Origin of the sequence: Streptomyces sp. NPDC052079 (assembly GCF_040680275.1) — a bacterium.
Lineage (GTDB): Bacteria > Actinomycetota > Actinomycetes > Streptomycetales > Streptomycetaceae > Streptomyces.
On the sequence record NZ_JBFAWL010000012.1, the window covers coordinates 98,204 to 123,268 of the forward strand.

Here is a 25,065-nt window from a genome sequence, read left to right on the forward strand (position 1 = left end):
GTGGTCGCTCGTCTCTGCCCACAGGCCCCGGAGACCTCTCCAGAGCCGCGCAGACGCTCTCGGAGCGCCTCTCAGGTACGAGACCACCCCAGCGTCCGCAGAACGTCGGAGATCCGCGTATAGACGCCGGGACTGCCCGCCCAGCCGCAGCCGGTCCCCCACGACACCAGGCCTATCAGCCGTCCCTGAGCCACCAGCGGCCCACCGCTGTCCCCCTGGCAGGCGTCACGGCCTCCTTCCACCTCCCCCGCGCACAGCATCGTCGTGGCGCGGTAGGTGCCTTCGAAACCGCCCGGATACGCCCGCTCGCACACCGTGTCCGGCTGCACGCGCACGCGTGCCGCATGCAGGCTGCCGGCGAAGGTGCCGGAGCCCGTGGTGTCCCCCCACCCGTAGACCAGGGCGCTCGTACCCGCCCGGTAGGCGGGGTCTCCCGCGTCCGCCATGCCTATCACCGCGTTCGCGGGCAGCGGCTCCGCCAGGCTGAGCACGGCGAAGTCGCCCGAGTTCGTGACGCCGTCGTAGCCGGGGTTCACCCAGGTCTCGCGGACGGCTATCTCCTTGCCGCGGTCCGAGAGCAGCTCCGTGCGCCCCGTGATCACCCTGAGGTCGGGCACCTGCTCCGGGGGCGCCCCCAGCTGGTCCTTGTCCATGCAGTGGGCCGCGGTGAGGACGGTGGTCCGGCCGACCGCCACACCCCCGCAGAACTGTCCCGCTCGCGTACCTCCGAACCGGTCACGGCTGGACAGCGCCACCGTCCACGGACTCTGCGAGACATCGACGGGGAAGCCGCCGACGACGATGCTGTCGGCGGCCGCCGGCGCGGTCGTGGCCAGCGGTATGACGGTCCCCGCGGCCGCCAGGGCGAGCGGCCGGGCCAGGGCCCGGGCAAGACGACGTCGCATGCGCGCTCCTCACTCTGGGGTGCTCCTGAAGCACCCAGAGTGATCGACGCCGTTCGGGCCCGCACCCGCGCGGCAGCGTGAAGGCCCGGTTCCCGAGGACGGGAACCGGGCCTTCACGGACGCGTCGCGCGACCGTCGGTCGTGGCGGACGGGTCTTCTAGTCGAGGTAGTCGCGCAGCACCTGGGAACGGGACGGGTGGCGCAGCTTCGACATGGTCTTGGACTCGATCTGACGGATGCGCTCGCGCGTCACGCCGTAGACCTTGCCGATCTCGTCGAGGGTCTTCGGCTGACCGTCGGTGAGACCGAAGCGCATGGAGACGACGCCCGCCTCGCGCTCGGACAGGGTGTCCAGGACGGAGTGCAGCTGTTCCTGCAGCAGCGTGAAGCTGACCGCGTCGGCCGGGACGACCGCCTCGGAGTCCTCGATGAGGTCACCGAACTCGCTGTCGCCGTCCTCGCCCAGCGGGGTGTGCAGGGAGATGGGCTCGCGGCCGTACTTCTGGACCTCGATGACCTTCTCCGGGGTCATGTCGAGTTCCTTGGCCAGCTCCTCCGGGGTGGGCTCGCGGCCCAGGTCCTGGAGCATCTGGCGCTGCACACGCGCGAGCTTGTTGATGACCTCGACCATGTGCACCGGGATACGGATGGTGCGGGCCTGGTCGGCCATCGCGCGGGTGATCGCCTGGCGGATCCACCAGGTGGCATACGTGGAGAACTTGTAGCCCTTGGTGTAGTCGAACTTCTCCACCGCGCGGATCAGACCGAGGTTGCCCTCCTGGATCAGGTCCAGGAAGAGCATTCCGCGACCGGTGTAGCGCTTGGCCAGGGAGACCACCAGACGGAGGTTGGCCTCCAGCAGGTGGTTCTTGGCGCGGCGCCCGTCCTCGGCGATGATCTCCAGCTCACGCTTCAGCTTCGGCGCCAGCTTGTCGGAGTTGGCCAGCTTGTCCTCGGCGAACAGACCCGCCTCGATGCGCTTGGCGAGCTCGACCTCCTGCTCTGCGTTGAGCAGGGGGACCTTGCCGATCTGCTTGAGGTAGTCCTTGACCGGGTCGGCGGTGGCACCGGCGGCGGCGACCTGCTGGGCCGGCGCGTCGTCCTCGTCCTCGTCCGAGAGCACGAAGCCGGCGTTCTCGGCGCCCTCGGGCTCCTCGGCCGCCTTGGGCTCCTCGATGGCCTCCTCGTCGACCAGCTCGGCGTCGTCCTTCTTGGCCGTGGCCTTCTTGGCGGCCGTCTTCTTGGCCGTGGCCTTCTTCGCGGTCGCCTTCTTGGCGGTGGTCTTCTTGGCAGCCGCCTTCTTGGCGGGTGCCTCCTCCTCGGCGGCGGGGTCGTTGGCGGGCGCCGCCGGGGTGGCGGTGGCGGTGGCCTTCCGGGCGGTCGCCGTCTTGGCCGCGACCGTCTTGGTGGCGGTGCGCTTGGCGGGACTCTTCGCTGCGACGCTCTTGCGGGTGCGCTTGGGCTCTGCGGCACTGACCATCAGCGTCACACCCTCTTCCTCGAGGATCTGGTTGAGGCTGCGCAGTACGTTCTTCCACTGAGTGGCCGGAATCTGGTCAGCTTCGAAGGCCCGACGCACGTCATCGCCGGCGATCTGCCCCTCAGCCTTTCCCCGCTCAATGAGAGCCATGACAGAGACGGACTCGGCGATCTCCGGCGGGAGCGTACGGGATGTGCTGGCCGACACGAACAACCTCTCGGAACGTTGAAAAACGGCTTCCGGCCCCGTCCACAGTGGACCGGAGCCGACCGCCGGTTTGGGGATGGGCCGACGGCGCGGGCGCGGGCCGGGAAGATGCACAGCGCCATGCATGGCGTCCGTATTCCCTCCGCGGCTGTCACCTCTTAGGTCATCGCGTTCCCTTCAGGAGCGTTACGCCCAATCCGCGTGGCCCGAGTCACATCCCATGAACTACCAAAAATGATCACATGGGCACAAAAGTGGTCACCCTGGGGCGAGGAGGTCGTCCCTCCCGGGCTTGTGATGCTGTTTCTTGTCGTCGGACCCTGTGGGATCTTCCAACGATCCCACAGGGTCCGACGGTGGACGGGTCACGGGTGGGGCGCTGCCACAGGAGGGGGATGGCATGCCGCACCGCGCCGTCCGCGGAACGCGGTCAGTGCTCGCGCGGCGCGGGCACCACGCGTTCCACCTCGGGATGGACCGTGAGGAGTTGCCGCATGGCCGCCTCGGCCGCCGCGCCGTCGCCGGCGGCGAGTGCGTCGACGATCCGGGCGTGGTGGGTCAGCGAGGTCTCGTTCGGCCGGTCGCAGCCCGCGACCGGACCGCCCGAGACCTGGAGCGCGGCGGACACGATCCCGGAGAGGTGCTCCAGCATCCGGTTGCCGGCGATCTGGATGAGCAAGGAGTGGAACTCGGAGTCGGCCCGGGCGAACGTCAGCGCGTCCCCCTGCCCCAGGGCGTGGCCCATGATCTCCACCATGTCGGACAGGCGCTGCTGGACGTCCTCCCGCCCGTGACCGGCCGCCAGGCGGGCGGCGAGCGGCTCGATCGTCCAGCGCAGCTCGCTGAGCTCGCGGCGCTGGTCGTCCCGCTGCGGCCCGAAGGCCCGCCACTCGATGATGTCCGGATCGAGGAGATTCCAGTCGCTGACGGGGCGCACGCGCGTGCCCACGTTCGGCCGGGCGCTGACCAGGCCCTTGGCCTCCAGGACGCGGAGGGACTCGCGGACGACGGTGCGGGAGACCTCGAAGCGCTGGCCGATCTCCTCCGGGACCAGCGGGCGGTCGGCCCCCAGGTCCCCGGAGACGATCATCTGCCCCAACTGCTGGACGAGTTGGCCGTGCAGTCCGCGTCCGCGGCTGCCTGCGGCCCGCCGGCCCACGCGGCCCAGTTCCGGATCCGCTCCGTCCCACGCAGGGGCACCGACGCGGTCGACGGCGGGCGTCTCCGCATAGGGGTAGCGGTCGAGTTCGCCCGGGTTCGCGAGGCCGGAGTCTGCGGAGCGGGCGGCGGTCATCATGGTGTGCGCAAGGGTACTCACGCATCCTTTGTCGGCGTCGCTTCCAACTCCCTTGAGGTCTTTGGTGAAAAGCACACGAAAGGGTGATCGCTTGCCCCGTCGCAATTGACGCCTTATCGGAAAGAAATGTGCATCCCATGGGGAGTTGTGGGCGAGGACGGGCCGAGGTGGTCACGGACGGTCGTCATCGGACTCTGCTGCGCACACCGGTGAGCAGGTAGGCGCAGAGCAGCGCCGCCAGCGACAACGTCAGCGCCCCGCCGACGGGTTGGGCGACCAGGCGCAGCACCGCGTCCAGGTGGCGCTCTCCCCCGAAGGGCCACCGGAACGGCAGCCCCTCCCGCAGCCGTGCCGCGAACGGGACCGGGGTGCGCACCGACGGCACCTCCATCACCTTGTGCACGAGGGGGACGACGAGCACGGGCACGGCGACGACCGCGGCCAGCCCCGCGGTCGCGGACCGGAAGACGCCCGCGGCCAGGACACCGGCACAGGCGCACCCCGTGACCAGTCCGAGCCAGCCGGCACTCAGCGGGAACCAGTCGGCGGGAACCTCGACGACCTCCCGTCCGTAGAGGAGGTAGAGCAGCTCGGCATCGCATCCGACGGTCAGGACGGCCAGCACCAGCGCGGTGGCCGAGGCGACGAGGAGTTTGGCGGTCAGCAGTCCGAGCCGCCGGGGCACGGTGCCGCGGTCCGCCGCCAGCGCGGGGTGGCGGAACTCGTCTCCGAAGGCCAGCGCGCCGAGCAGCCCGGCGCCCAGCGCCGCGGGAGGCAGCGGCAGCTCCCTCGGCCAGGCGGCCAGCAGGCGCGGCTGCGGGGTGTGCCCGACGCGCGCCAGCAGTACGGCGGTGACGGCGGACACGACGAGCACGGCGGCCCCGACGAGGAACCCCGTCCCGACACCTGTGGCACGGCGGATCTCGTAGCGGACGGGGCGGAGGGGCCGGGGCGCGGGCCGGACGGAGATGGGGGGCGGCAGGTCGGCCCCGGGGCCGGGCGTCCCCTCGGCCCGGCGCGAGCGGGCTCCGTCGGCGGGGCGGGCGTCCTCGGCGGGGGCCTGCGGCGCTTCCGGGTCGCCGGGCACGGCGACGGGCGCGCCCGCTGCGGCGGGGACAGCGGGGTGGTGCCGCGGCGCTTCGGGGGCCGGCGGCTGCGGACTCACCGTCGCGTGCCGGGGGGTGCCGATGTCCGGCCCGGCACGGTCGGCGCGGTCCGCCCTGTCGTCCGCCGCCCGGTCGGCCGCCCCGGCACCGGGGCCCATGTCTCCGATCTCGTCCGCGATTTGGTGGACGACGATGCCGTTGCGGAAGGCGGTCTCGCCGACGTCGGCGCAGGTACTGCCGTAGACGCAGAGACGGTTGCCGCCCTCCCGCACGACCTCCACGGACCGCTGCGCGGAGCGGGCCTCCTGCGCGAGCAGCGCGGAGAGGCGGGCGGCGTGCGGGCTGCGGACGGCGACGCGGGGGCGCAGCCGGGTGCGTGAGAAGTCGGCCGCGTCCTGGTCGGCGACGAGCCTTCCGCCCTCCAGCGTGACGACGTGGTCCGCGATCCGCGCGGCCTCCTTCGGGTCCGCCGTCGTCCACAGGACCGTGCCGCCCTGTGACGCATGTGCCCGGAGCATGCCGTGCAGCCAGCGCCGTTCCCCGGCCGAGAGCCCTCGCGCGGGGTCGTCGAGCACAAGGGTGTGGGGGTCGGGGAGCAGCGCGCAGGCCAGTCCCAGCCGGCGGTCCATACCGCGCGACAGGGTGCCGAGGCGTTCATCGCGCAGGCTCACCAGCCCCACCGCTTCGAGGACTTCGTCGGCACGGCGGGCCGGGACGCCGGAGGCGGCGCACAGCATGCGGAGGTGCCCGCGGACGGAGCGGGCGGGGTGCCCCGGTACATCGCCCAGCAGCACGCCGACCTCGTGGGCGGGATGAGGGATGCGGTGCAGGGGGCGGCCCCTGAAGTAGGTGATGCCACGGCCGCGTTGGAGTTCGAGCATGAGCCGGAGCGCCGTCGTCTTGCCGGCGCCCGGTGCTCCGAGCAACGCGGTGACGTGGCCCGCGTGCGCCTCGAAGGAGACGTCGTCGACGGCGGGCGGGAGCTCTTTGCGGGGGTTGCTGGTCAGTCCGATGGCCTGAATCACCCGATGCAAGATAGCGCGTCATATCGGGTTTTTCGGGCATCGCACGGCCCGTCGAGGCAGGGGTGTACGCCCTGTCGGGCCCGTCGGGCGTTCCGCCGGCCGCGGCTCAGACCTCGGGGCGCAGCATCGGGGGGTTGAGCAGTGTGGCTCCGCCGGCCCGGAAGAGCTGCGCGGGGCGCCCGCCCTGCCGGGTGGTCGTGCCTCCGGTGGGGACCAGGAAGCCGGGTGTGCCCGTCACCTTGCGGTGGAAGTTGCGCGGGTCGAGCGCGACGCCCCAGACGGCCTCGTAGACCCGGCGCAGCTCGCCTACGGTGAACTCGGGCGGGCAGAAGGCCGTCGCCAGCGACGAGTACTCGATCTTGGAGCGGGCGCGCTCCACCCCGTCAGAGAGGATCTGCGCGTGGTCGAAGGCGAGCGGCGCCACCGGCTCGCCGTCCCTGCCGTAGCCGTCCTGCTGGAGCAGCTCCTCGACGGGCGCCCAGCGTGCGTTGCTGGCGTCACCGCCCGCCCGCGGCGCGGGCAGGTCGGGCGCCAGGGCGAGGTGGGCGACGCTGACGACCCGCATCCGGGGGTCTCGCTTGGGGTCGCCGTAGGTGGCGAGCTGTTCCAGGTGGGCGCCGTGGTCCTGGGCGGGGACGGCGGGGTCGTGCACGCGCAGTCCCGTTTCCTCGGCCAGCTCGCGGGCCGCGGCCTGGGCGAGGTCCTCGTCGGCCCGTACGAAACCGCCGGGGAGCGCCCAGCGCCCCTGGAACGGCGGTTCGCCCCTGCGTACCGCCAACGCGCACAGGGAGTGGCGGCGCACGGTCAGCACGACCAGGTCCACGGTGACGGCGAAGGACGGGAAGGCTGACGGGTCGTAGGCCATGCCGCGATCATAGTCGTCTGCCTGACGATAAACACTCCCTTCGCCGTTCGTATCGCTGACTGATCCACTTCGGTCCCGCGCTCACGTCGTGGTTCCCTCCCCGCGGCTCGGCGAAGGAGCGTCTCACCAGGTCACACCGCCAGCCGCAGCCCCTCGGCCGCTTCCTCGACCATGCGGAGACCGAGTCGGCCGATCCGCACGGAGAAGGGGGCGCCCGCGACCCGGGGACCGGTGAGCACGATGTCGCCCTGGGATCCCGGCCGGGCGAGTGCGGTACGGCCTCCCACCCCGTCCAGGCGTTCCGCCACTCAGGTGAACGGCACCGCAGGCGTCCTGGTCATGCCCGCGGCCCGCACGCCCCGCCATCGTCCGTCCTGCCTCCCCTCCGGAGACGGTCCCCGTGTCATCGCGCCCCGCCGGTGTCCTGACGACCGGCCTGCGCGCCTCCCCGCGGCGGCACACCGCGTCGCTCCTCAGCGCCCGGTCCAGCCGTTCCCGGACTCACCGGGCCCGGACGCGCACCGCCCGTACGCGCTCCGCCGGGACGCGTTCCACGCCGGTCCCCGCCGCCCGCCGCACCGTCCCCGGGGCGTGCGCGCTTCGACGAGGCCCGCGGACACGGCAGCCGCCCTCCCGGCCGTCCCTCCTGTGCGCACGTCCTGCGGTAGGCACCTTTGCCACCACCGGGCCCACGCGTGCGCTGCCGGCGAGGCAAGGGAGGCAGGGCGGAGGCCGCCGGGCCGGGCGCAGCCGGTTCAGCGGCCGAGGCCCCGCCCTCGGCCTCCTCCCGCGGCTCCGCCCCCATGGCCCGCTCGTCGGGCGCGGCCCTTCCGCGATCCACGCGTTCGGTGCGCAGGCAGCGGCGGACCGATTCGGGGTCGAGGCCCTCGTTGCACGCCTGGTGCAGCAGGCGTGCGAACAGGTAGTCGGGGTCCGCCGCGAGCGCCAGGGCGAGGGCTTCCCGGGCCTCCAGCTCGTCCCCGGTGGACCAGGCGACCCAGCCGGCGAGCGTGAGAGGTGCCGCGGCGTGCTCGCCGTAGGGTCCGGCGCAGCGGCGCGCGAGCGCCCGCCACAGGCGCAGGGCCGGGCCCGCTTCGTCGCCCTCCATCCACGCGGCCGCGCGGTCACGGGTCGTGCGGTCCTGCAGGCCGAGGATCAGCGTCGCGGCCTCGTCGTGCCCGAGCAGCTCGTCGTCCCGCAGATCCTCGGTGACCGTGTCGGAGGCGGGCGGGGCGTCGGCGAAGCGGTCCATGATCCGCGCGGCCAGCCCCAGGGTCTCCTCGGCGACCGCTTGGCGGCTCGCGGCGTCGAGGATCCTGGGGACCAGCGTCAGGCCCGCGGTGTCCAGGGCCTTCTCCTGCTCCAAGGCGGTCGTGCTCTCCCGGGGCAGGAGCCTGTCGCGCAGTTCGCGCAGGCTGCCGCGGACCCGGAGGCCCGCATAGGCGGTGGCGGCGGCCAGCACCGAGGTGCCGGGCAGGCCCAGCGGTGTCCCCTCGGCCGGGCAGCAGCCGTCGTCATCGCAGCAGTAGGACCAGAAGCGGCCGTCCGAGACGCACAGGGCCTCCACCACCGGGATGTCCAGGGCACCGCATTCCAGGCGCAGGACGTGGGCGAGCGGGCCCAGCCGCTCCTTGACCTGCCTGCCGGACTCGCCCGGGCCCGGCTCGTGGCAGAGGAAGACGACCATCTGTTCGGGCCGGCTGCCCCGGCGCTCGCTGCCCGTCACCAGGCCGTGGGCCAGCTGCCGGGCGGCGGAGGGCCAGTCCTCCGCGCTGGCGGGGATGCCGAGACGGGCCCGGCCGCCGAACCGGCCGCGCCCGTCCTTGTCGTGCAGGGCGACCAGCACGATGCTGTCCTCGGGACGGTAGCCGAGGAGGTACGGCAGGGCATCGGCGAGTTCGGCGGGGCTGCGCAGGGTCACCTGCTGTGCGCCACCGCTCTCGTACACGGTGCGGTTGATGTCTTCCGGGCCGGAAGCCCCACTGTTGTCGGAGGATCCGGTGGTCTCGCTGTGGTTCGTCATGCCAGGACGATCTCGCAGATTGCGACATTCCGGTTCTGCCTGTGGATAAGTCAGATCAGGGACATGTCACCCGCCCCTGGGCGGCCCATGCCGCCCGCCCGTGCTGTTGTATGGGACCCATGGAGCACACGAGCAACACGGATCTCCGGACGGCCGCCGACGCGGTCCTCGCCCGTCTCGTCGGGGACGTCCCGGGCGAGGCACGGCTGCGTGAGGACCAGTGGCGCGCGATCGAGGCACTCGTCGCCGACAAGCGCCGTGCGCTGGTCGTCCAGCGCACGGGCTGGGGCAAGTCCGCCGTCTACTTCGTGGCCACGGCACTGCTGCGGGCGCAGGGCAGCGGCCCCACCGTGATCGTCTCCCCACTTCTGGCCTTGATGCGCAACCAGGTGGAGTCGGCGGCCAGAGCCGGCATCCACGCCCGGACGATCAATTCCTCCAACACCGAGGAATGGGACGCCATTCAGGACGAGATCGCCGCAGGCGACGTGGATGTGCTGCTGGTGAGTCCGGAGCGGCTGAACAACCCGGACTTCCGTGACCAGATCCTGCCCAGGCTCTCCGCCGCGACCGGACTGCTCGTAGTCGACGAGGCGCACTGCATCTCCGACTGGGGCCACGACTTCCGCCCGGACTACCGACGGCTGCGCACCATGCTCACCGACCTGCCGGACGGCGTGCCGGTGCTCGCCACCACCGCCACCGCCAACGCCCGCGTCACCGCCGACGTCGCGGAACAGCTCGGCACGGGAGGCTCGTCGGACGCGCTGGTGCTGCGCGGGCCGCTGGACCGGGAGAGTCTGAGTCTGAGCGTGCTGCGTCTGCCCGACGCCGCGCACCGGATGGCCTGGCTCGCCGACCATCTGGACGAGCTCCCCGGCTCGGGGATCATCTACACACTGACCGTGGCCGCCGCCGAGGAGGTCACCGCCTTCCTGAGGCAGCGCGGGCACACCGTCGCCTCGTACACCGGCAGGACGGAGAACGCCGACCGGCAGCAGGCCGAGGAGGACCTGCTCGCGAACAAGGTGAAGGCCCTGGTCGCCACCTCCGCTCTGGGTATGGGTTTCGACAAGCCCGACCTGGGCTTCGTGGTGCATCTCGGCTCCCCGCCCTCCCCCATCTCCTACTACCAGCAGGTCGGCCGCGCCGGGCGCGGTGTCCGGCACGCCGAAGTGCTGCTTCTGCCGGGGAAGGAGGACGAGGCGATCTGGGAGTACTTCGCGTCGCTCGCCTTCCCCTCCGAGGATCTGGTGCGCCGCACGCTCGACGTCCTGGCGCACGCGGACCGGCCCAAGTCGCTGCCGGCCCTCGAGCCGCTGGTGGAACTGCGCCGTTCCCGGCTGGAGACCATGCTCAAGGTCCTGGACGTGGACGGGGCGGTGAAGCGGGTCAAGGGCGGCTGGATCGCGACGGGGCAGCCGTGGACGTACGACACCGAGCGTTACGCGTGGGTGGCGCGCCAGCGCAAGGCCGAACAGCAGGCGATGCGTGAGTACGCGGCGAGCACAGACTGCCGGATGGAGTTCCTGCAGCGCCAGTTGGACGACGAGGGCGCCAAGCCCTGCGGCCGCTGCGACAACTGCGCGGGCGCGCGGTACACCGCCCAGGCCTCCGCTGCCGCGCTGGAGGCGGCCCGCGACGATCTCGGCCGGGCGGGGGTGGAGGTCGAGCCCCGGCGGATGTGGCCCACCGGCCTCTCGGCGATCGGCATGGACCTCAAGGGCCGTATCCCGGCCGGGGAACAGGCGGCGCAGGGCAGGGCGCTGGGGCGTCTGTCGGACATCGGCTGGGGAAACCGGCTGCGTCCGATGTTCGCGCCGCAGGCGCCGGACGGTCCGGTGCCGGACGACATCGCCAAGGCCGTGGTGGGTGTGCTGGCCGACTGGGCCAAGGGCCCCGGCGGGTGGGCTTCGGGGCCGGCGGACGCCGGGGCCCGGCCGGTGGGTGTGGTCACCCTCGCCTCCCGCACCCGGCCCCGGCTGATCCACTCGCTGGGAGCACGGATCGCGGAGGTCGGCCGGCTGCCGCTGCTGGGGTCGCTGGCCTACACGGCCGAGGCGCACCCCGCCTCACGGAGCAACAGCGCCCAGCGCCTCAAGGCGCTCGACGGGGCGCTCACCGTGCCCGCCGACCTCGCCGCCGCGCTCGCGCAGGCGCAGGGCCCGGTCCTTCTGGTGGACGACTTCACGGAGACGGGCTGGACTCTGGCGGTCGCGGCGCGTCTGCTGCGGCGGTCCGGTGCACAGGGTGTGCTGCCTCTGGTGCTGGCCGTACAGGGCTGACGGTTCGTCCCACTCGCTGGGTGGGGATATTAGTCATGGAACACCCGATACCGGTCCGCTGCCCCAATTGCTCGTTGCCGCATCCAAGTTCGACAGGAAGAATTGAAGTCCGCACCCGCACGGCTCGCCCGCCGATCAGGTAGGGCTCTGTTGCGTGCGCGCTCCCCCGAATCCGACCCGCCCGCAGTCCGGGCGTAGCCGAAGGGAGGACCGTGACCTTCGGATTCGCTCCGTCCTCGGCGGCATCGCTGTCGACGTCCGCCGCTTCCGCCACTCGTGTGCTCGAGCCCGCGGAGTGGGCCGCCGCGGGAATCCCGCTGCTGCGCAGTCCGCGCGAGGTCGTCAGCGGGCTGCACGCCCGGCATCATCCCGGCCCGGCGACCGCGGTCGTCGCCGTGCTCGATCCGGACGAACGTCTGCGCGCGAGCGCGTCGTTCACCCGGCGGGCCGCCTCCGCGGACGGCTGGATGTTCCGCAACGTGCTGCTGGCCCAGCTGCGCCGGGTCATTCCGCACGACCTGCGGCGCCGCACACCTGTGCGCACCGCCGTGCTGCTCTACTGCCGGGACGGCGACGCCCGTTGGACGGAGGAGGACGGCGCGTGGATGTGGGGGCTGCGGGACGCCTGCACCCTGCACGGGCTGCGTTGCGGCGCGTACATCACGCTGACCCGGGACGGCTGGCAGGTCCTGGGCGAGGGGCGCGGCGGGCGTCATCCCAGCGCCGGCTCGGCGCCGGAGCCGTTCGCCATGTCCGCGGCACCGCCGCGGATACCGCGCACCGGCGGTGCGGCGTCTGAGGTGCTCCGCCGCGCGGCGGCACGCTGACACAGCGGGGGACGCATCCGGACGCCGGACCTCCGGGACCGCACCGCCCTCACCGCCCGCGCCGGGGTACGGAGCACGGCACCTCCGCGCGGTGGACCGACCCGGCGGGGACGAAGGCAGCACACGCAGCCCCACACATCGGCCCATCCGGTTCCGGACACGCCGGACGCCGGCCTCGCCAACGAGGCGACCGCGGTGTTCGCGTCTCCCCCAGGGCCCGGCCGGACGCCGTGGCGCCGACTCAGGCAGCCGTGCCCAGCACCGAGTTGATCCGCTGCGGGTCTCCGCAGACGATCAGCAGGGCGCCGGCCCGGGCGTGAGCCACCGACAGGGCGGAGGCGGCTGCGGACTCCGGCCCGCCGTTGACGGCGACCACCACGACGGGCCGCGCTCCGGCACGGCTCGCCACCTGGGCGTCCGTGTAGAAGACGTCGTCACCGGCGTCGTGCTGGGCCCAGTAGGAGGCTTCGCCGAAGGACAGTTCGTGGGTGGCCCACGGGTGCGACTCACCGGTGGTGATCACCAGCACGTCGCCGGGGGCGCGGCCCGAGTCCAGCAGCAGGTCCACGGCCTCTTCGGCGGCGTCGAGCGCCCCCTGGGCCGAGGCAGGGATCAACTGGATCTGCGGGGTGGCCGCAGCGCGTGCGGGCCGGTCCGCGGGAGCGGGCTCGGCCGCGGGAGCCACATCGCGCGGCGCACGCTGCACCGGCGGCGCGGGCCGCGGCGGGCCGGGACGACCGGGACGCGACGGAGCCGCGGGGCGGGGACCGGGTACGGGGCGGGGGGTCGGCGCGGTGCGGCCGCTGGCCGGCGTGGCGCGGGGACCCTGGGCACTCTCGTGAATCTGAGGCTCCTCGGGAAGGAGAGGCATGAGCTGATTTTTATCAAACGTTGGTACGACACGCGCCGCCGGGTGGCACATGAGTACGGGGGGTCCGTCAGAAGTCGAAGCCGAGTTGACCCTCGATCTCCGGAATGGCCCCGTCCGTCCAGCTGCGGACCTTCTTGAGGTGCCGCCACTGGGGCAGCGCATCAAGATACGCCCACGACAACCGGTGGTACGGAGTGGGCCCCCGAACCTCCAGTGCGGCCTTGTGCACGGGCGACGGATACCCGGCGTTGTCCGCGAAACAGAAGTCTGCATGGTCGACGCCCAGTTCGGCCATCATTTTGTCGCGCTGAACCTTGGCGATCACCGAGGCCGCCGCGACCGCCACGCACGACTGGTCACCCTTGATGACCGTGCGGACCTGCCAGGGCGCCCCGAGATAGTTGTGCTTGCCGTCCAGGATCACCGCGTCGGGCCGCACCGGGAGGGCGTCCAGTGCGCGCACCGCCGCCAGCCGGAGCGCGGCGGTCATCCCCAGGTCGTCGATCTCATCATGGGACGCGTGTCCCAGGGCGTATGACGTCACCCAGGTCCGCAGCGTCTCGGCGAGTTCGGTGCGCCGCTTGACGGTGAGGAGCTTGGAGTCGGTCAGCCCCGGCGGGGGCCGACGCAGTCCGGTGACCGCCGCGCAGACGGTGACGGGGCCGGCCCACGCGCCGCGTCCCACCTCGTCGACACCTGCAACGATCTTCGCTCCGGTCGTGGCGCGGAGTGAGCGCTCGACGGTGTGAGTAGGCGGTTCGTACGGCATGGCGCCCTTAGCGTACGCCGCCCGGGACCGCCCGCGACACCCCGGTCCCCCCAGTGGCACCGGCGTCCGGTCGGTACCCCGGCTCAGCTGCGCTCCGCCGCAGCAAGGGGACCATCAACTCGTCGATCATTTCGTGCGGATCGACGTCCGTCCATTCGCTGCCGCACATTTTCGAGCGGTACATCATCATCGCCGGGATGGCGTCGAAAACATAGCTGTTCGCCGCGTCGGGGCGTACCTCTCCCCGCTTGATTCCGCGCTCGATCGCCTCGCGGAGCATCTTGAGGGTCGATTCCACGACCCCTTCGAAGATGACCGCATGGAAGCGCTAGGCCTGGAGGGTGTCACATTCGTGATCACCGAACGCAGCGCGAGCCGTCACGATCCGGAACCGAGCCGAAGTCCGGCAGCCCGGACCGCAGGGCGTCCGCGACAAGATCTCCTTGGACGGCCGACGCCGGTAGACGGCGGCCTTCCCGGTCTGGGCGCCCGCGGCGACGCCCTCCATGCCACCGCGTGGTTCGCTGTCCGGGTCCGCAAGAGCGATCTGGAGGCCCTGTCGGGCACGGCAGGACCGGGCATGGGTGAACCGGTGACGCCATGGGTGCGGCCCGGCGGCGCTCCGCCCGCCGGCCTCACGGGAGTCGGCCGGAGAACGCCGGGCCTGCCCGCGAAACGCGGCACCACGGCACGCAGGACAATCAGCACGACGAACAGCACATGCATGATCACGCCACCGCCCCTCTCCTTCGATCCGCCGGCACCCGCAGGTGACACCTGTATGTGTCAGGCCTCATGCCTCACACAGTGGATGTCCCGACAACGAACGCCCGGTCACGGAGAGTTCCCAAAGCGTACGGAGAGTTCCGAAACGTCGGCCGGCCCGCCTCAGACCGAGGTGGGCACCCAGTCGGGCAACGGCTCGACCCGGTCGACCCACTCGGCGGGCGGCGCACCCGCCTTGCCGGCGGCGACCACGCCGCCCACGATCGCACAGGTCGTGTCGACGTCACCGCCCACCTGCGCGGTCGTCCAGAAGGCCCGCTCGTAGTCGCCCAGGGCCCGGGCCGCCGACCAAAGCGCGAACGGCACGGTGTCATGCGCCGTCGTACGCCGGCCGCAGCCGAGAACGGCCGCGACGGTCGTCGCGTCGCCGTAGTCGAGCATGTCCCGGGCCCGGCGCAGCCCCGCGCCGACCGCGCTCCTCCCGGGCACCAGCGCGATGACTCCGTCGAGGAGGCCCTCCGCGCCCGGCGGGCCGTCCGGGGCCCCGGCGAACGCGGCGGCCGCGGCGACGGCCATGGCGCCGACCACGGCCTCACGATGCTGATGCGTGGGGTAGGAGGAGACCTCGGCCTGGTGGGTGGCCTGTTCCGGGTCGTCGGCATACCAGGCGCCGAGCGGGGCGACCCGCATGGCGGCGCCGTTGCCCCACGACCCCTGGCCGTCGAAGAGGGCGGCGGCCAGCTGGCGCCAGTCCCCGCCCTCCCGGACCAGCCGCAGCAGCCGGTTGACCGCGGGGCCGTAACCCCGGTCGAAGTCGTGATGCACGGCGAAGGACCGGGCGAGGGCGTCCTGATCGATCCGTTGGTGTGCGGCGAGCACGGCGACGACGGAACACGCCATCTCGGTGTCGTCGGTCCACTGCCACGGGCCTGGAGGCAGCTCGCGGCGCTGGAGCAGGGGGTAGTTCGCCGGCACGAAGAACTGGGAGCCGAGCGCGTCACCCACGGACAGTCCGCGCAGGGCGGCCAGGGCGCGCTCCAGGCGCCCGGCGGAAGAGGAAGATGGAGAGGAATCAGCGGTCATCGCCCTGCCACTGTATCCGGTGACTTTCTGCCTATCCGGTGATCCCGTACGGCTCCGGCTCCCGCCAGCGTTCGAATGGCCGGTCGAGGGTGTACTTGCCGTTCTCCCCCAGAACGAGCATGCGCATCTCGGCGTTCCCGGGGTTGGACAGGGATTCGAACTCCGCCACGGTCCAGTGGAACCACCGCATGCAGAACAGCCGCATGGCCAGACCGTGGGTGACGATGAGGACGTTCGGCGGATGGTCGGGGGCCTCGAAGCTGCGGAACAGGCTCTCCAGGAAGCCGCCGACCCGGTCGTAGACGTCGGCACCGGACTCGCCCTGGGCGAAGCGGTAGAAGAAGTGGCCGTACGCGTCCCGGTAGGCCTTCTGCAGGCGCACATCCTCGCGGTCCTGCCAGTTCCCCCAGTCCTGCTCGCGCAGCCTGGGCTCCTCGCGCACGCGTATCCGCCCCGGATCGAGCTCGAAGGCGCTCAGCGTCTGGTGCGTCCGGCGGTACGGGGAGACATAGACGCTGACCCGCTCGTCGCCGAACAGCTTCCGCAGCCGTTCACCCGTCTCCGCGGCCTGCCGTCTGCCCCGCTCGGTCAGGGCCAGGGCGTGGTCGGGTTCGCGCTCATATACGGAGTCATCAACATTGCCCGTTGATTCGCCGTGCCGGACAAGGACGATGCGCCGTGGTCGTGCCATGCCAAGACCCTAGATCGGGTGAGCCCCGAACGGGCACTCGTGCCGTCCCCGTACGGCGTACATCACACAGCCGACATCGCGCACCACACAGTGTGCACGCTCAGGGCCGGCCGTCAGACCGTCCAGGCGGCTTCCATGTCGACGATGTCCCCCGCCAGGGCCGCGACGTCCGCCTCCGTCTGCGCCCGCAGGGCGAGCCGCTCCACCCGTTCGGTGCGGTACTTGCCGTGCTCGGCGGCCGAGCGCCACATGGACAGCACCAGGAACTCGTTGCCCGGCGCCTCGCCGAAGAGTCCCCGGACCATGCCGGGCGACCCGGCCATCGCCGGGTTCCAGACCTTCTCCTGCATCAGTACGAAATGCTCCGCCCGCTCCTCGTGGACCCGGCACAGGGCGACCCTGAGCAGGTCGGCGTCGGTGAAGCGCGGCTCGAATCCGGTCTTCACGTCGAAGCGGTGGTCGAAGAGTCTGACCTGGGCGTTCTTGAAGGTGCCCGACTGGGACGAGGCGAGCCGGTCGTGGGAGCGCGCCATGAAGGAGTCGTAGAAGGCGCGGCTCTCCCAGAAGGAGAAGATGTGCGCCACATCCGACCGCCCCCGGCTCCATCCCCCGCCCTGCCCGCGAAACCCCGGCTCCCCCAGAAGCCCCGCCCATTTCCGCTGCCCCCGCTCGAACCCGCGGCGGTCCACCACGGTGCAGCGAATCCACTTGACCAGCACCGCGCCATCGTAAGGCCCGCGAGCGTGGCCTCGGTCACGCTCGGAGGGACTGCTTACCGGTGTCCGCCACCCGGTCCGTGGCAGGATGGACAACCTGCTGGGAACGTCCGGCAGTTGGGGTGAGCGGGGCAGGACGGTCACGAGGAAGGGGAAGACTGGGTGAATGGCCTCAACAAGGGCTTCGGGAAGGTCGAGATCGCGCTGAGGTGGGATCCGAGTCCGTCGGGAGAGCCCTCGACCGACCTGGATCTGGTCGCCGCGCCCTACCCGGCGAGCGACCCGCACGGGGATCCCGCCTACGTGGTGCACTTCGACAGCCGCTCCCCCGACGGCACCATCACGCTGAACCGGGACAGCCAGGACGGCAAGGGCTTCGGCTACGACGAGGTCATGACGCTGGAGCTGGACCGGCTCGACGAGCGGTACGCGCGCGTGGTCGTTGGCGTGGTCATACAGCAGCACCAGGCACGGCGGACGTTCTCCGGGGTGGGGAACCCGGGTCTGCGCATCCGCGAGGGGTACACCGTCCTGGCCGAGGACGACTTCGGCGGTGTCCTGGGGGCCATGGCGGCGACGGTCGCGGAGTTCGTCCGGGACGGGTCGGGCCCCTGGGAGTTCCATCCCGGCGTCCAGGGCTTCGACGGCGACCCGGCGGACTTCTCCCGCATGATGGGAGCCTCACGCCGGACCTGACACCCCGCCCGGCCCGCACGGCGAAGGGGACCGGCCGGTGGCCGGCCCCCTTTTCTTTCACTGCTGGTCGGTTACGCGTGCGGGCTACCGACCGGTTGACGTCAGCTGCAGCCGCTGGTTGAGCCGCAGCCCTCGCAGATGTAGCAGGAGCCGGCCCGCTGCATCTTCGTGCCGCAGGAGAAGCACAGCGGGGCGTCGGCCTGGATGCCGAGCTGCATCTCGACCAGTTCCGCGCTGGTGTGCGCCTGCTTCGGGGCGGGCTTGGCCGCCTCGGCCTCGGTCTTCGGCGTGGCGACCGCCTTCAACTCCTGGGCGCGCGGCGCCGACTGTGCCAGGCCCTCGACGTCGAGCTCGTCGTCGGAAGGCTCGTACGACCCGGTCTCCAGGTGACGCTGGCGCTCCTCGGCGGAGTGGATGCCGAGCGCGGAGCGCGTCTCGAAGGGCAGGAAGTCCAGCGCCAGGCGGCGGAAGATGTAGTCGACGATCGACTGCGCCATCCGCACGTCCGGGTCGTCCGTCATACCGGCCGGCTCGAAGCGCATGTTGGTGAACTTCGAGACGTACGTCTCCAGCGGAACGCCGTACTGAAGGCCCACCGAGACGGCGATGGAGAAGGCGTCCATCATGCCCGCGAGGGTCGAGCCCTGCTTGGACATCTTCAGGAAGACTTCGCCGAGACCGTCGTCCGGGTAGGAGTTGGCGGTCATGTAGCCCTCGGCGCCGCCGACGGTGAAGGAGGTGGTGATACCGGGACGGCCCTTCGGGAGACGCTTGCGGACCGGGCGGTACTCGACCACCTTCTCGACCGCGGCGCGGATCGTCTCCTCGGCCTTCTCGGTGATCTCGGCCTTCTCCTCCTCCTTCTTCTTGGCGGAGAGCGGCTGGCCGACCTTGCAGTTGTCGCGGTAGATGGCGAGCGCCTTCACGCCCAGCTTCCAGGCCTCGAAGTAGATCTCCTCGACCTCCTCGACGGTCGCCGTCTCCGGCATGTTGACCGTCTTGGAGATGGCGCCGGAGATCCAGGGCTGGATCGCGGCCATCATGCGGACGTGGCCCATCGGGGAGATGGCGCGCTCGCCCATGGCGCAGTCGAACACCTCGTAGTGCTCCTGCTTGAGACCGGGGGCGTCGATCACATTGCCGTGGTCGGCGATGTGGGCGACGATCGCCTCGATCTGCTCCTCCTGGTAGCCCAGGCGGCGCAGGGCCTGCGGGACGGTGCCGTTGACGATCTGCATCGAGCCGCCGCCGACGAGCTTCTTGAACTTCACCAGCGCCAGGTCGGGCTCGACACCGGTGGTGTCGCAGGACATCGCCAGACCGATGGTGCCGGTCGGGGCGAGGACGGAGGCCTGGGAGTTGCGGAAGCCGTTCTTCTCGCCGAGGCGGACGACGTCCTGCCAGGCCTCGGTGGCGGCGGCCCACACCGGGGTGTCCAGGTCGTCCATGCGCACGGCGGTGGCGTTGGCGTCGGCGTGCTGCTGCATGACGCGCTTGTGGGCGTCGGCGTTGCGGGCGTAGCCCTCGTACGGGCCGACGATCGAGGCGAGTTCGGCGGAGCGGCGGTACGCGGTGCCCGTCATCAGGGAGGTGATCGCGCCGGCGAGGGCGCGGCCGCCGTCGGAGTCGTATGCGTGACCGGTCGCCATCAGCAGGGCGCCGAGGTTGGCGTAGCCGATGCCGAGCTGACGGAAGGCGCGGGTGTTCTCACCGATCTTCTGGGTCGGGAAGTCGGCGAAGCAGATCGAGATGTCCATCGCGGTGATGACCAGCTCGACGACCTTCTGGAAGCGCTCGGTCTCGAAGGACTGGTTGCCCTGGCCGTCGTCCTTGAGGAACTTCATCAGGTTGAGCGAGGCCAGGTTGCAGGACGTGTTGTCCAGGTGCATGTACTCGCTGCACGGGTTCGACGCGGTGATCCGGCCGGACTCGGGGCAGGTGTGCCAGTTGTTGATGACGCCGTCGTACTGGATGCCCGGGTCGGCGCAGGCCCAGGCGGCCTCGGCGATCTTGCGGAAGAGTGCCTTGGCGTCGACCTCCTCGATGACCTCGCCGGTCATCCGGGCGCGCAGGCCGAACTTGCCGCCCTTCTCGACCGCCTCCATGAACTCGTCGTTCACACGGACCGAGTTGTTGGCGTTCTGGTACTGGACGGAGGCGATGTCGTCGCCGCCCAGGTCCATGTCGAAGCCCGCGTCGCGCAGGACGCGGATCTTCTCCTCCTCCTTGACCTTGGTCTCGACGAAGTCCTCGATGTCCGGGTGGTCCACGTCCAGGACGACCATCTTGGCGGCGCGGCGGGTGGCGCCACCGGACTTGATCGTGCCGGCGGAGGCGTCGGCCCCGCGCATGAAGGAGACCGGGCCGGAGGCGTTGCCGCCGGAGGAGAGCAGCTCCTTGGAGGAGCGGATCCGGGAGAGGTTCAAGCCGGCCCCGGAGCCGCCCTTGAAGATCATGCCCTCTTCCTTGTACCAGTCGAGGATCGACTCCATGGAGTCGTCGACGGACAGGATGAAGCAGGCGGAGACCTGCTGCGGCTGCGGCGTGCCCACGTTGAACCACACGGGGCTGTTGAAGCTGAAGATCTGGTGCAGGAGGGCGTACGCCAACTCGTGCTCGAAGATCTCGGCGTCGGCGGGCGAGGCGAAGTACTTGTGGTCCTCTCCGGCCTTCCGGTACGTCTTCACGATGCGGTCGATGAGCTGCTTGAGGCTCACCTCGCGCTGCGGGGTGCCGACGGCGCCCCGGAAGTACTTGCTGGTGACGATGTTGACCGCGTTCACCGACCAGAAGTCCGGGAACTCGACGCCGCGCTGCTCGAAGTTGACCGAGCCGTCGCGCCAGTTGGTCATGACGACGTCACGGCGCTCCCAGGCCACCTCGTCGTACGGGTGGACCCCAGGGGTGGTGTGGATGCGCTCGACACGCAGTCCCTTGCCGGCCTTGTTGCTCTTGGCTCGGGAACTCCGTGCCGGACCGCTCGCCGTCTCTGTCATGCCGCCTCCCTGTAGGGCGAAAACGCCCAGAAGTGCCCCGATTGTTCCCCGTGGCACGGTGTTCTGTCTGATGCTGCGGGCACCCACTCATCTGCCCGCAACAGGTCTTCTCATCGCCGCCGCCCGGCCGGACCCCGTACCTGGTGTCCGGGGCCGGACCGCCGGTCAGCCGGCGGCGGGAGCGGGTTGTGGAACCTGTTCGGTCCCTGCGGACCCGCTGTCGTCTTCCTGGCTCCACGGGACGGCTCCGTCGCCGCCCCCGTCATCCCCGTCGCCGTCCCCGTCGTCGGCGGCGGGCCGCTCCGCCCGCCGGAGTTCAGCGATCGCGGCCTCGAAGTCCTCGAGCGAGTCGAACGCCCGGTAGACGGACGCGAATCGCAGGTAGGCGACGAGGTCGAGCTCCTGCAGCGGGCCGAGTATGGCCAGCCCCACGTCATGGGTGGTCAGCTCGGCGCTTCCGGTGGCCCGCACCGCCTCCTCGACCCGCTGGCCGAGCTGGGCGAGGGCGTCCTCGGTGACGGGCCGCCCCTGACAGGCCTTGCGCACACCATTGATGATCTTGGTGCGGCTGAAGGGTTCGGTGACTCCGGACCGCTTGACCACCATGAGCGAACACGTCTCCACGGTCGTGAAACGACGGGAGCAGTCCGGACACTGGCGGCGCCTGCGGATCGACGTGCCGTCGTCGGTCGTACGGCTGTCGACGACACGGCTGTCGGGGTGCCTGCAGAAGGGGCAGTGCATGAACTCCCAACCCTCCTCACAGCAGACTCAATGGCCCCGGTGACCTCAGGGGCCTCACGAAGCAGCACCAGCATAGGCGATCGTGGAGGGCGCTCGGACCCGGGGGACCACAACTTCTGGGCTGCAACTGCAATCCAACCACTAGATGTGGGGATTGGCTCATACATTCATGCCCTGCACGCGTGTCGCGCGTACACCGGGCGCACGCACAGGGCCGGGAGGCCGTGCGACGAGGAGATGTCGTGTCCGCGGGGAGGAGAGGACGTGCGGCTCCCGAAGAGAGCGGGCCCGCTCCCCGCGGCGGGAGGCTGCCGATGGCAGACTGGGGGCCGCCGCACCGGGGAGGCCGTCGCCTCGGCGGTGAGAGTACAACAAGCGGCCCGTTTGACCGGCAGGAAGCGTGGCGACCAATACACGCCGGTGGGAGATTGCGTAAGGCAATTCGCGATTTTTCACTCGAACGTGTGTTTGGCGCAACCTTTCGAAAGCATCTACCGTTGTGCTGCAGGGAGACCATCGAGAGGGGCCGACGTGACCACCACCGCAGACAGTGCCGCCATCACTGCCCAGGACCGCTCCCCGGGCCGGGTCGAGCCGGTGCATGCGATGAACGAAGCCACGAATCCCGAGGGGCCCAAGCGCTCCCTGCCGGGCCGACCTCCCGGCATCCGGGCGGACAGCTCCGGACTCACCGACCGCCAGCGCCGGGTGATCGAGGTCATCAGGGACTCCGTGCAGCGACGGGGTTACCCGCCGTCGATGCGCGAGATCGGCCAGGCGGTCGGCCTCTCCAGCACCTCCTCGGTGGCACACCAGCTCATGGCCCTCGAGCGCAAGGGCTTCCTGCGCCGGGACCCGCACCGCCCGCGGGCGTACGAGGTGCGCGGCTCCGATCAGGCCGCCGCGGTACAGCCCACGGACACCGCCGGGAAGCCGGCCGCGTCCTACGTGCCGCTGGTCGGCCGTATCGCCGCCGGTGGTCCGATCCTGGCCGAGGAGTCCGTCGAGGACGTCTTCCCCCTGCCCCGGCAGCTCGTCGGCGACGGTGAACTGTTCGTGCTCAAGGTCGTGGGTGACTCCATGATCGAGGCCGCGATCTGCGACGGCGACTGGGTCACGGTCCGCCGCCAGCCGGTCGCCGAGAACGGCGACATCGTGGCGGCGATGCTCGACGGGGAGGCGACCGTCAAGCGCTTCAAGCGGGAGGACGGCCATGTGTGGCTGCTCCCGCACAACGCGGCCTATGAGCCGATCCCCGGCGACGACGCGACGATTCTCGGCAAGGTGGTGGCCGTTCTGCGCCGCGTCTGAGCACGGACTGGGGCCGGCCCCGACCCGCCGCCCCGCCCCTGACCGGACCCCGGGACCCCTGCGCCGGTTCCGGGGTCCTGTGCTGTCCGGACCCCTGGGCCCACCTCTGCGCCGGGACCGTCGGTGACGGGGTTCCTATGAGCGGAACGCTGTGGGCGCCCGGCGCGGTTCCGCTGTGCCCACCCGTTCCGCCCGGCGGAACGACTGCCCACAGCGGCGGGGCGGGTGCCCACAGCGTCCACGGGCCCGTCTCAGTGGGCCTGTGCCTCGGCCCGGCGGGGTTCCGCTGTGCCCACCCGTTCCGCCCTGCGGAACGACTGCCCACAGCGGCGGGGGGCTGGCGCCCACAGCGTCCGCGGGAACGGTGACGGACGAGCGGAACGGTTAGTAGCCGCCGCACGCAGCGCGTCACCGTCTCACTGGGTCTGTGCCTCAGCCTCCGTGTGCTTCGCCGCCGCGTCGATTGCGGCCAGCGACTTCCGGACCTGGTTGCGGTCCGTCGTGTACCAGAAGTCGGGCAGCGAAGCCTTCAGATAGCTGCCGTAGCGCGCGGTGGCCAGTCGCTGGTCCAGTACGGCCACCACACCCCGGTCGCCGGAGGCGCGGACCAGACGTCCGGCGCCCTGCGCCATCAGCAGCGCGGCGTGGGTGGCGGCGACCGCCATGAAGCCGTTGCCGCCGGCCTCCTCCACGGCCTTCTGCCGCGCGCTCATCAGGGGGTCGTCCGGGCGCGGGAAGGGAATCTTGTCCATGACCACCAGCTGGCAGCTCGGACCCGGTACATCGACGCCCTGCCAGAGCGACAGCGTGCCGAAGAGGCAGGTCCTCGGGTCTGCTGCGAAGTTCTTGATCAGCTCGCCGAGGGTCTCCTCGCCCTGGAGAAGGATCGGGAACTCGGGAATGCGGGACCGCAGTTCCTCGGCGGCGAGCTGCGCGGCCCGCATCGAGGAGAACAGGCCCAGGGTGCGCCCACCGGCCGCCTGGATCAGCTCGGTGAGCTCATCCAGCATGTCCGCGCGCTCGCCGTCACGGGCGGGGCGCGCCAGATGCTTCGCCACGTAGAGGATGCCCTGCTTGGGGTAGTCGAACGGCGAGCCGACGTCCACGCCCTTCCACTGCGGGAGGTCGTCCCCCTCGGTCCCCTCGGCGCCGAGTCCCAGCGACGCGCCCACGCCGTTGAAGTCCCCGCCCAGCTTCAGCGTGGCGGACGTCAGCACGACGGAGCGGTCGGTGAAGAGCTTCTCGCGCAGCAGGCCGGAGACCGACATGGGAGCGACACGCAAGGAGGCGCCGAAGCGGTCGTGGCGCTCGTACCACACGACGTCCCATTCGGAGCCGTTCGTGATCCGCTCCGCCACGTCGTGGATGCTCTCCACGGAGGCCAGCGCCTGCTTGCGGACCGCGTCCTCGTCCTGGACGGACTTGTCGCGGGTGCCGCCGATCGCGGAGATGACGGTACGGCAGGCGTCGCGCAGCGCCATGAGGGCGTAGCCGAGGTCCTCGGGGATCTCCTCCAGCCGGCCCGGGAGGGCCAGCTCCATCAGCCGCTCAAAGCCTTCCGCGGCGGTCTGGAGCTGGTCCGCGGCCTTCTCGTTCACCAGCTTCGCGGCGCGTCGCACCGCGCGGTTGACCTGTCCTGGGGTGAGCTCCCCGGTGGCGACTCCGGTGACCCGGGAGACCAGCTCATGGGCCTCGTCGACGATCAGCACCTCGTGCTGCGGGAGCACCGGGGCACCCTCGATGGCATCGATCGCCAGCAGCGCGTGGTTGGTGACGACCACGTCGGCCAGCTTGGCGCGCTCACGGGCGTTCTCGGCGAAGCACTCCGCGCCGTAGGCGCACTTCGTGGCGCCCAGGCACTCCCTCGACGACACCGACACCTGGGACCAGGCCCGGTCGGACACACCCGGCGTCAGATCGTCCCGGTCACCGGTCTCCGTCTCGTCCGACCAGTCGCGCAGCCGCAGCAGGTCCTGGCCCAGCTTGCTGGTGGGTGCGGCCGCCTCGAACTGGTCGAAGAGGCCCTCCTCCTCGTCCTGCGGCATGCCCTCGTGGAGCCGGTGCAGGCACAGGTAGTTCGAGCGGCCCTTGAGCATCGCGAACTCCGGGCGGCGGCGCAGCAGCGGATGGAGCGACTCCACCGTGCGCGGCAGGTCCCGCTCGACGAGCTGGCGCTGCAGGGCCAGGGTCGCCGTCGCCACCACCACCCGCTCACCGTGCGCGAGCGCGGGCACCAGGTAGCCCAGGGACTTTCCGGTGCCGGTGCCGGCCTGGACCAGCAGATGGGAGCCGTCGTCGATCGCCTCCGCGACGGCTTCGGCCATGGTCACCTGGCCGGGGCGCTCCGTGCCGCCGACGGCAGCGACGGCAGCATGCAGGAGTTCGGGGAGTGAGGGCTTCGTCATAGCGCGACCACCCTACGACCCTGCACTGACATTCGTG

The 25,065-nt window shown here is 71.3% G+C and carries 19 protein-coding genes and 1 pseudogene; 4 read left to right on the forward strand and 16 right to left on the reverse strand.

The genetic code is table 11. The features are described 5' to 3' along the window. Positions 1-71 precede the first annotated feature (71 nt). The 7 genes from AB0L56_RS19265 to AB0L56_RS19295 form a co-directional block, all read right to left on the reverse strand. The gene (locus AB0L56_RS19265; protein ID WP_365424760.1) at positions 72-905 is read right to left on the reverse strand and encodes a serine protease; all 834 of its coding nucleotides are present in this window, start codon (positions 903-905) and stop codon (positions 72-74) included. Positions 906-1,062: 157 nt separating this feature from the next. After that, entirely contained in the window at positions 1,063-2,592 is a 1,530-nt protein-coding gene (locus AB0L56_RS19270) for an RNA polymerase sigma factor (protein WP_365424762.1), read from the reverse strand. Between the two features lie 430 nt (positions 2,593-3,022). Beyond that, entirely contained in the window at positions 3,023-3,910 is an 888-nt protein-coding gene (locus AB0L56_RS19275) for an FCD domain-containing protein (protein WP_361026013.1), read from the reverse strand. Positions 3,911-4,073: 163 nt separating this feature from the next. Continuing rightward, positions 4,074-6,020 carry an ATP-binding cassette domain-containing protein gene (locus AB0L56_RS19280; protein ID WP_365424764.1) on the reverse strand — a complete coding sequence of 649 codons (1,947 nt, stop codon included), beginning with the start codon at positions 6,018-6,020 and terminating at the stop codon, positions 4,074-4,076. A gap of 106 nt (positions 6,021-6,126) precedes the next feature. Beyond that, complete coding sequence (locus AB0L56_RS19285; RefSeq protein ID WP_361026007.1) at positions 6,127-6,885, reverse strand: NUDIX hydrolase; 759 nt, start codon at positions 6,883-6,885, stop codon at positions 6,127-6,129. A 131-nt stretch (positions 6,886-7,016) separates the two neighbouring features. Further along, entirely contained in the window at positions 7,017-7,193 is a 177-nt protein-coding gene (locus AB0L56_RS19290; protein ID WP_365424849.1) for a hypothetical protein, read from the reverse strand. A 95-nt stretch (positions 7,194-7,288) separates the two neighbouring features. Continuing rightward, on the reverse strand, positions 7,289-8,908 hold the full coding sequence (locus AB0L56_RS19295) for a DUF4192 family protein (RefSeq protein ID WP_365424766.1): 1,620 nt from the start codon (positions 8,906-8,908) through the stop codon (positions 7,289-7,291). Between the two features lie 119 nt (positions 8,909-9,027). Between AB0L56_RS19295 and AB0L56_RS19300 the strand changes: the two genes are divergently transcribed. Together AB0L56_RS19300 and AB0L56_RS19305 are read left to right on the forward strand one after the other, a co-directional pair. Beyond that, positions 9,028-11,193, forward strand: coding sequence for a RecQ family ATP-dependent DNA helicase (locus AB0L56_RS19300; RefSeq protein ID WP_365424768.1), 2,166 nt, complete (start codon positions 9,028-9,030; stop codon positions 11,191-11,193). 212 nt (positions 11,194-11,405) lie between these two features. After that, a complete protein-coding gene (locus AB0L56_RS19305; RefSeq protein ID WP_361025998.1) occupies positions 11,406-12,020 on the forward strand; it encodes a hypothetical protein in 615 nt (204 codons plus the stop codon). 241 nt (positions 12,021-12,261) lie between these two features. Here the strand turns inward: AB0L56_RS19305 and AB0L56_RS19310 are convergent, their stop codons facing one another. The 6 genes and pseudogenes from AB0L56_RS19310 to AB0L56_RS19335 form a co-directional block, all read right to left on the reverse strand. Further along, positions 12,262-12,891 (reverse strand): hypothetical protein, encoded by a 630-nt coding sequence (locus tag AB0L56_RS19310; RefSeq protein WP_365424771.1) that lies wholly within the window; start codon positions 12,889-12,891, stop codon positions 12,262-12,264. Positions 12,892-12,958: 67 nt separating this feature from the next. Then, positions 12,959-13,660, reverse strand: a complete 702-nt coding sequence (locus AB0L56_RS19315) for a ribonuclease HII (protein WP_365424773.1) — start codon at positions 13,658-13,660, stop codon at positions 12,959-12,961. A gap of 88 nt (positions 13,661-13,748) precedes the next feature. Beyond that, positions 13,749-14,168 (reverse strand): annotated as a pseudogene (locus AB0L56_RS19320) (TetR-like C-terminal domain-containing protein); the annotation flags it as partial. Between the two features lie 380 nt (positions 14,169-14,548). Then, complete coding sequence (locus AB0L56_RS19325; RefSeq protein ID WP_365424775.1) at positions 14,549-15,469, reverse strand: ADP-ribosylglycohydrolase family protein; 921 nt, start codon at positions 15,467-15,469, stop codon at positions 14,549-14,551. Between the two features lie 31 nt (positions 15,470-15,500). After that, positions 15,501-16,160 (reverse strand): histidine phosphatase family protein, encoded by a 660-nt coding sequence (locus AB0L56_RS19330; RefSeq protein ID WP_361025986.1) that lies wholly within the window; start codon positions 16,158-16,160, stop codon positions 15,501-15,503. Positions 16,161-16,273: 113 nt separating this feature from the next. Next, positions 16,274-16,879: a YdbC family protein gene (locus AB0L56_RS19335; RefSeq protein ID WP_361025983.1), complete on the reverse strand. Its 606-nt coding sequence runs from the start codon at positions 16,877-16,879 to the stop codon at positions 16,274-16,276. Between the two features lie 159 nt (positions 16,880-17,038). Between AB0L56_RS19335 and AB0L56_RS19340 the strand changes: the two genes are divergently transcribed. Then, entirely contained in the window at positions 17,039-17,572 is a 534-nt protein-coding gene (locus AB0L56_RS19340; protein ID WP_361026490.1) for a TerD family protein, read from the forward strand. Between the two features lie 101 nt (positions 17,573-17,673). Here the strand turns inward: AB0L56_RS19340 and AB0L56_RS19345 are convergent, their stop codons facing one another. Together AB0L56_RS19345 and nrdR are read right to left on the reverse strand one after the other, a co-directional pair. After that, positions 17,674-20,568 carry a vitamin B12-dependent ribonucleotide reductase gene (locus AB0L56_RS19345; RefSeq protein WP_365424778.1) on the reverse strand — a complete coding sequence of 965 codons (2,895 nt, stop codon included), beginning with the start codon at positions 20,566-20,568 and terminating at the stop codon, positions 17,674-17,676. A 165-nt stretch (positions 20,569-20,733) separates the two neighbouring features. Further along, positions 20,734-21,312 (reverse strand): transcriptional regulator NrdR, encoded by a 579-nt coding sequence (gene nrdR / locus AB0L56_RS19350; protein WP_365424780.1) that lies wholly within the window; start codon positions 21,310-21,312, stop codon positions 20,734-20,736. 531 nt (positions 21,313-21,843) lie between these two features. Here nrdR and lexA point away from each other — a divergent pair. After that, positions 21,844-22,623, forward strand: a complete 780-nt coding sequence (gene lexA, locus AB0L56_RS19355; protein WP_361025974.1) for a transcriptional repressor LexA — start codon at positions 21,844-21,846, stop codon at positions 22,621-22,623. A 416-nt stretch (positions 22,624-23,039) separates the two neighbouring features. On the opposite strand, the gene AB0L56_RS19360 is transcribed toward lexA, so the two are convergent. Further along, positions 23,040-25,028: an ATP-dependent DNA helicase gene (locus AB0L56_RS19360; RefSeq protein WP_365424782.1), complete on the reverse strand. Its 1,989-nt coding sequence runs from the start codon at positions 25,026-25,028 to the stop codon at positions 23,040-23,042. Positions 25,029-25,065: the final 37 nt, after the last annotated feature.

What these genes read in the sequence shown, in the direction of transcription:
- AB0L56_RS19265 (WP_365424760.1), bottom strand. Translation starts at nt 905, where the DNA reads ATGCGACGTCGTCTTGCCCGGGCCCTGGCCCGGCCGCTCGCCCTGGCG.
- AB0L56_RS19285 (WP_361026007.1), bottom strand. Translation starts at nt 6,885, where the DNA reads ATGGCCTACGACCCGTCAGCCTTCCCGTCCTTCGCCGTCACCGTGGAC.
- AB0L56_RS19295 (WP_365424766.1), bottom strand. Translation starts at nt 8,908, where the DNA reads ATGACGAACCACAGCGAGACCACCGGATCCTCCGACAACAGTGGGGCT.
- AB0L56_RS19300 (WP_365424768.1), top strand. Translation starts at nt 9,028, where the DNA reads ATGGAGCACACGAGCAACACGGATCTCCGGACGGCCGCCGACGCGGTC.
- AB0L56_RS19310 (WP_365424771.1), bottom strand. Translation starts at nt 12,891, where the DNA reads ATGCCTCTCCTTCCCGAGGAGCCTCAGATTCACGAGAGTGCCCAGGGT.
- AB0L56_RS19315 (WP_365424773.1), bottom strand. Translation starts at nt 13,660, where the DNA reads ATGCCGTACGAACCGCCTACTCACACCGTCGAGCGCTCACTCCGCGCC.
- AB0L56_RS19325 (WP_365424775.1), bottom strand. Translation starts at nt 15,469, where the DNA reads ATGACCGCTGATTCCTCTCCATCTTCCTCTTCCGCCGGGCGCCTGGAG.
- AB0L56_RS19330 (WP_361025986.1), bottom strand. Translation starts at nt 16,160, where the DNA reads ATGGCACGACCACGGCGCATCGTCCTTGTCCGGCACGGCGAATCAACG.
- AB0L56_RS19345 (WP_365424778.1), bottom strand. Translation starts at nt 20,568, where the DNA reads ATGACAGAGACGGCGAGCGGTCCGGCACGGAGTTCCCGAGCCAAGAGC.
- nrdR (WP_365424780.1), bottom strand. Translation starts at nt 21,312, where the DNA reads ATGCACTGCCCCTTCTGCAGGCACCCCGACAGCCGTGTCGTCGACAGC.
- AB0L56_RS19360 (WP_365424782.1), bottom strand. Translation starts at nt 25,028, where the DNA reads ATGACGAAGCCCTCACTCCCCGAACTCCTGCATGCTGCCGTCGCTGCC.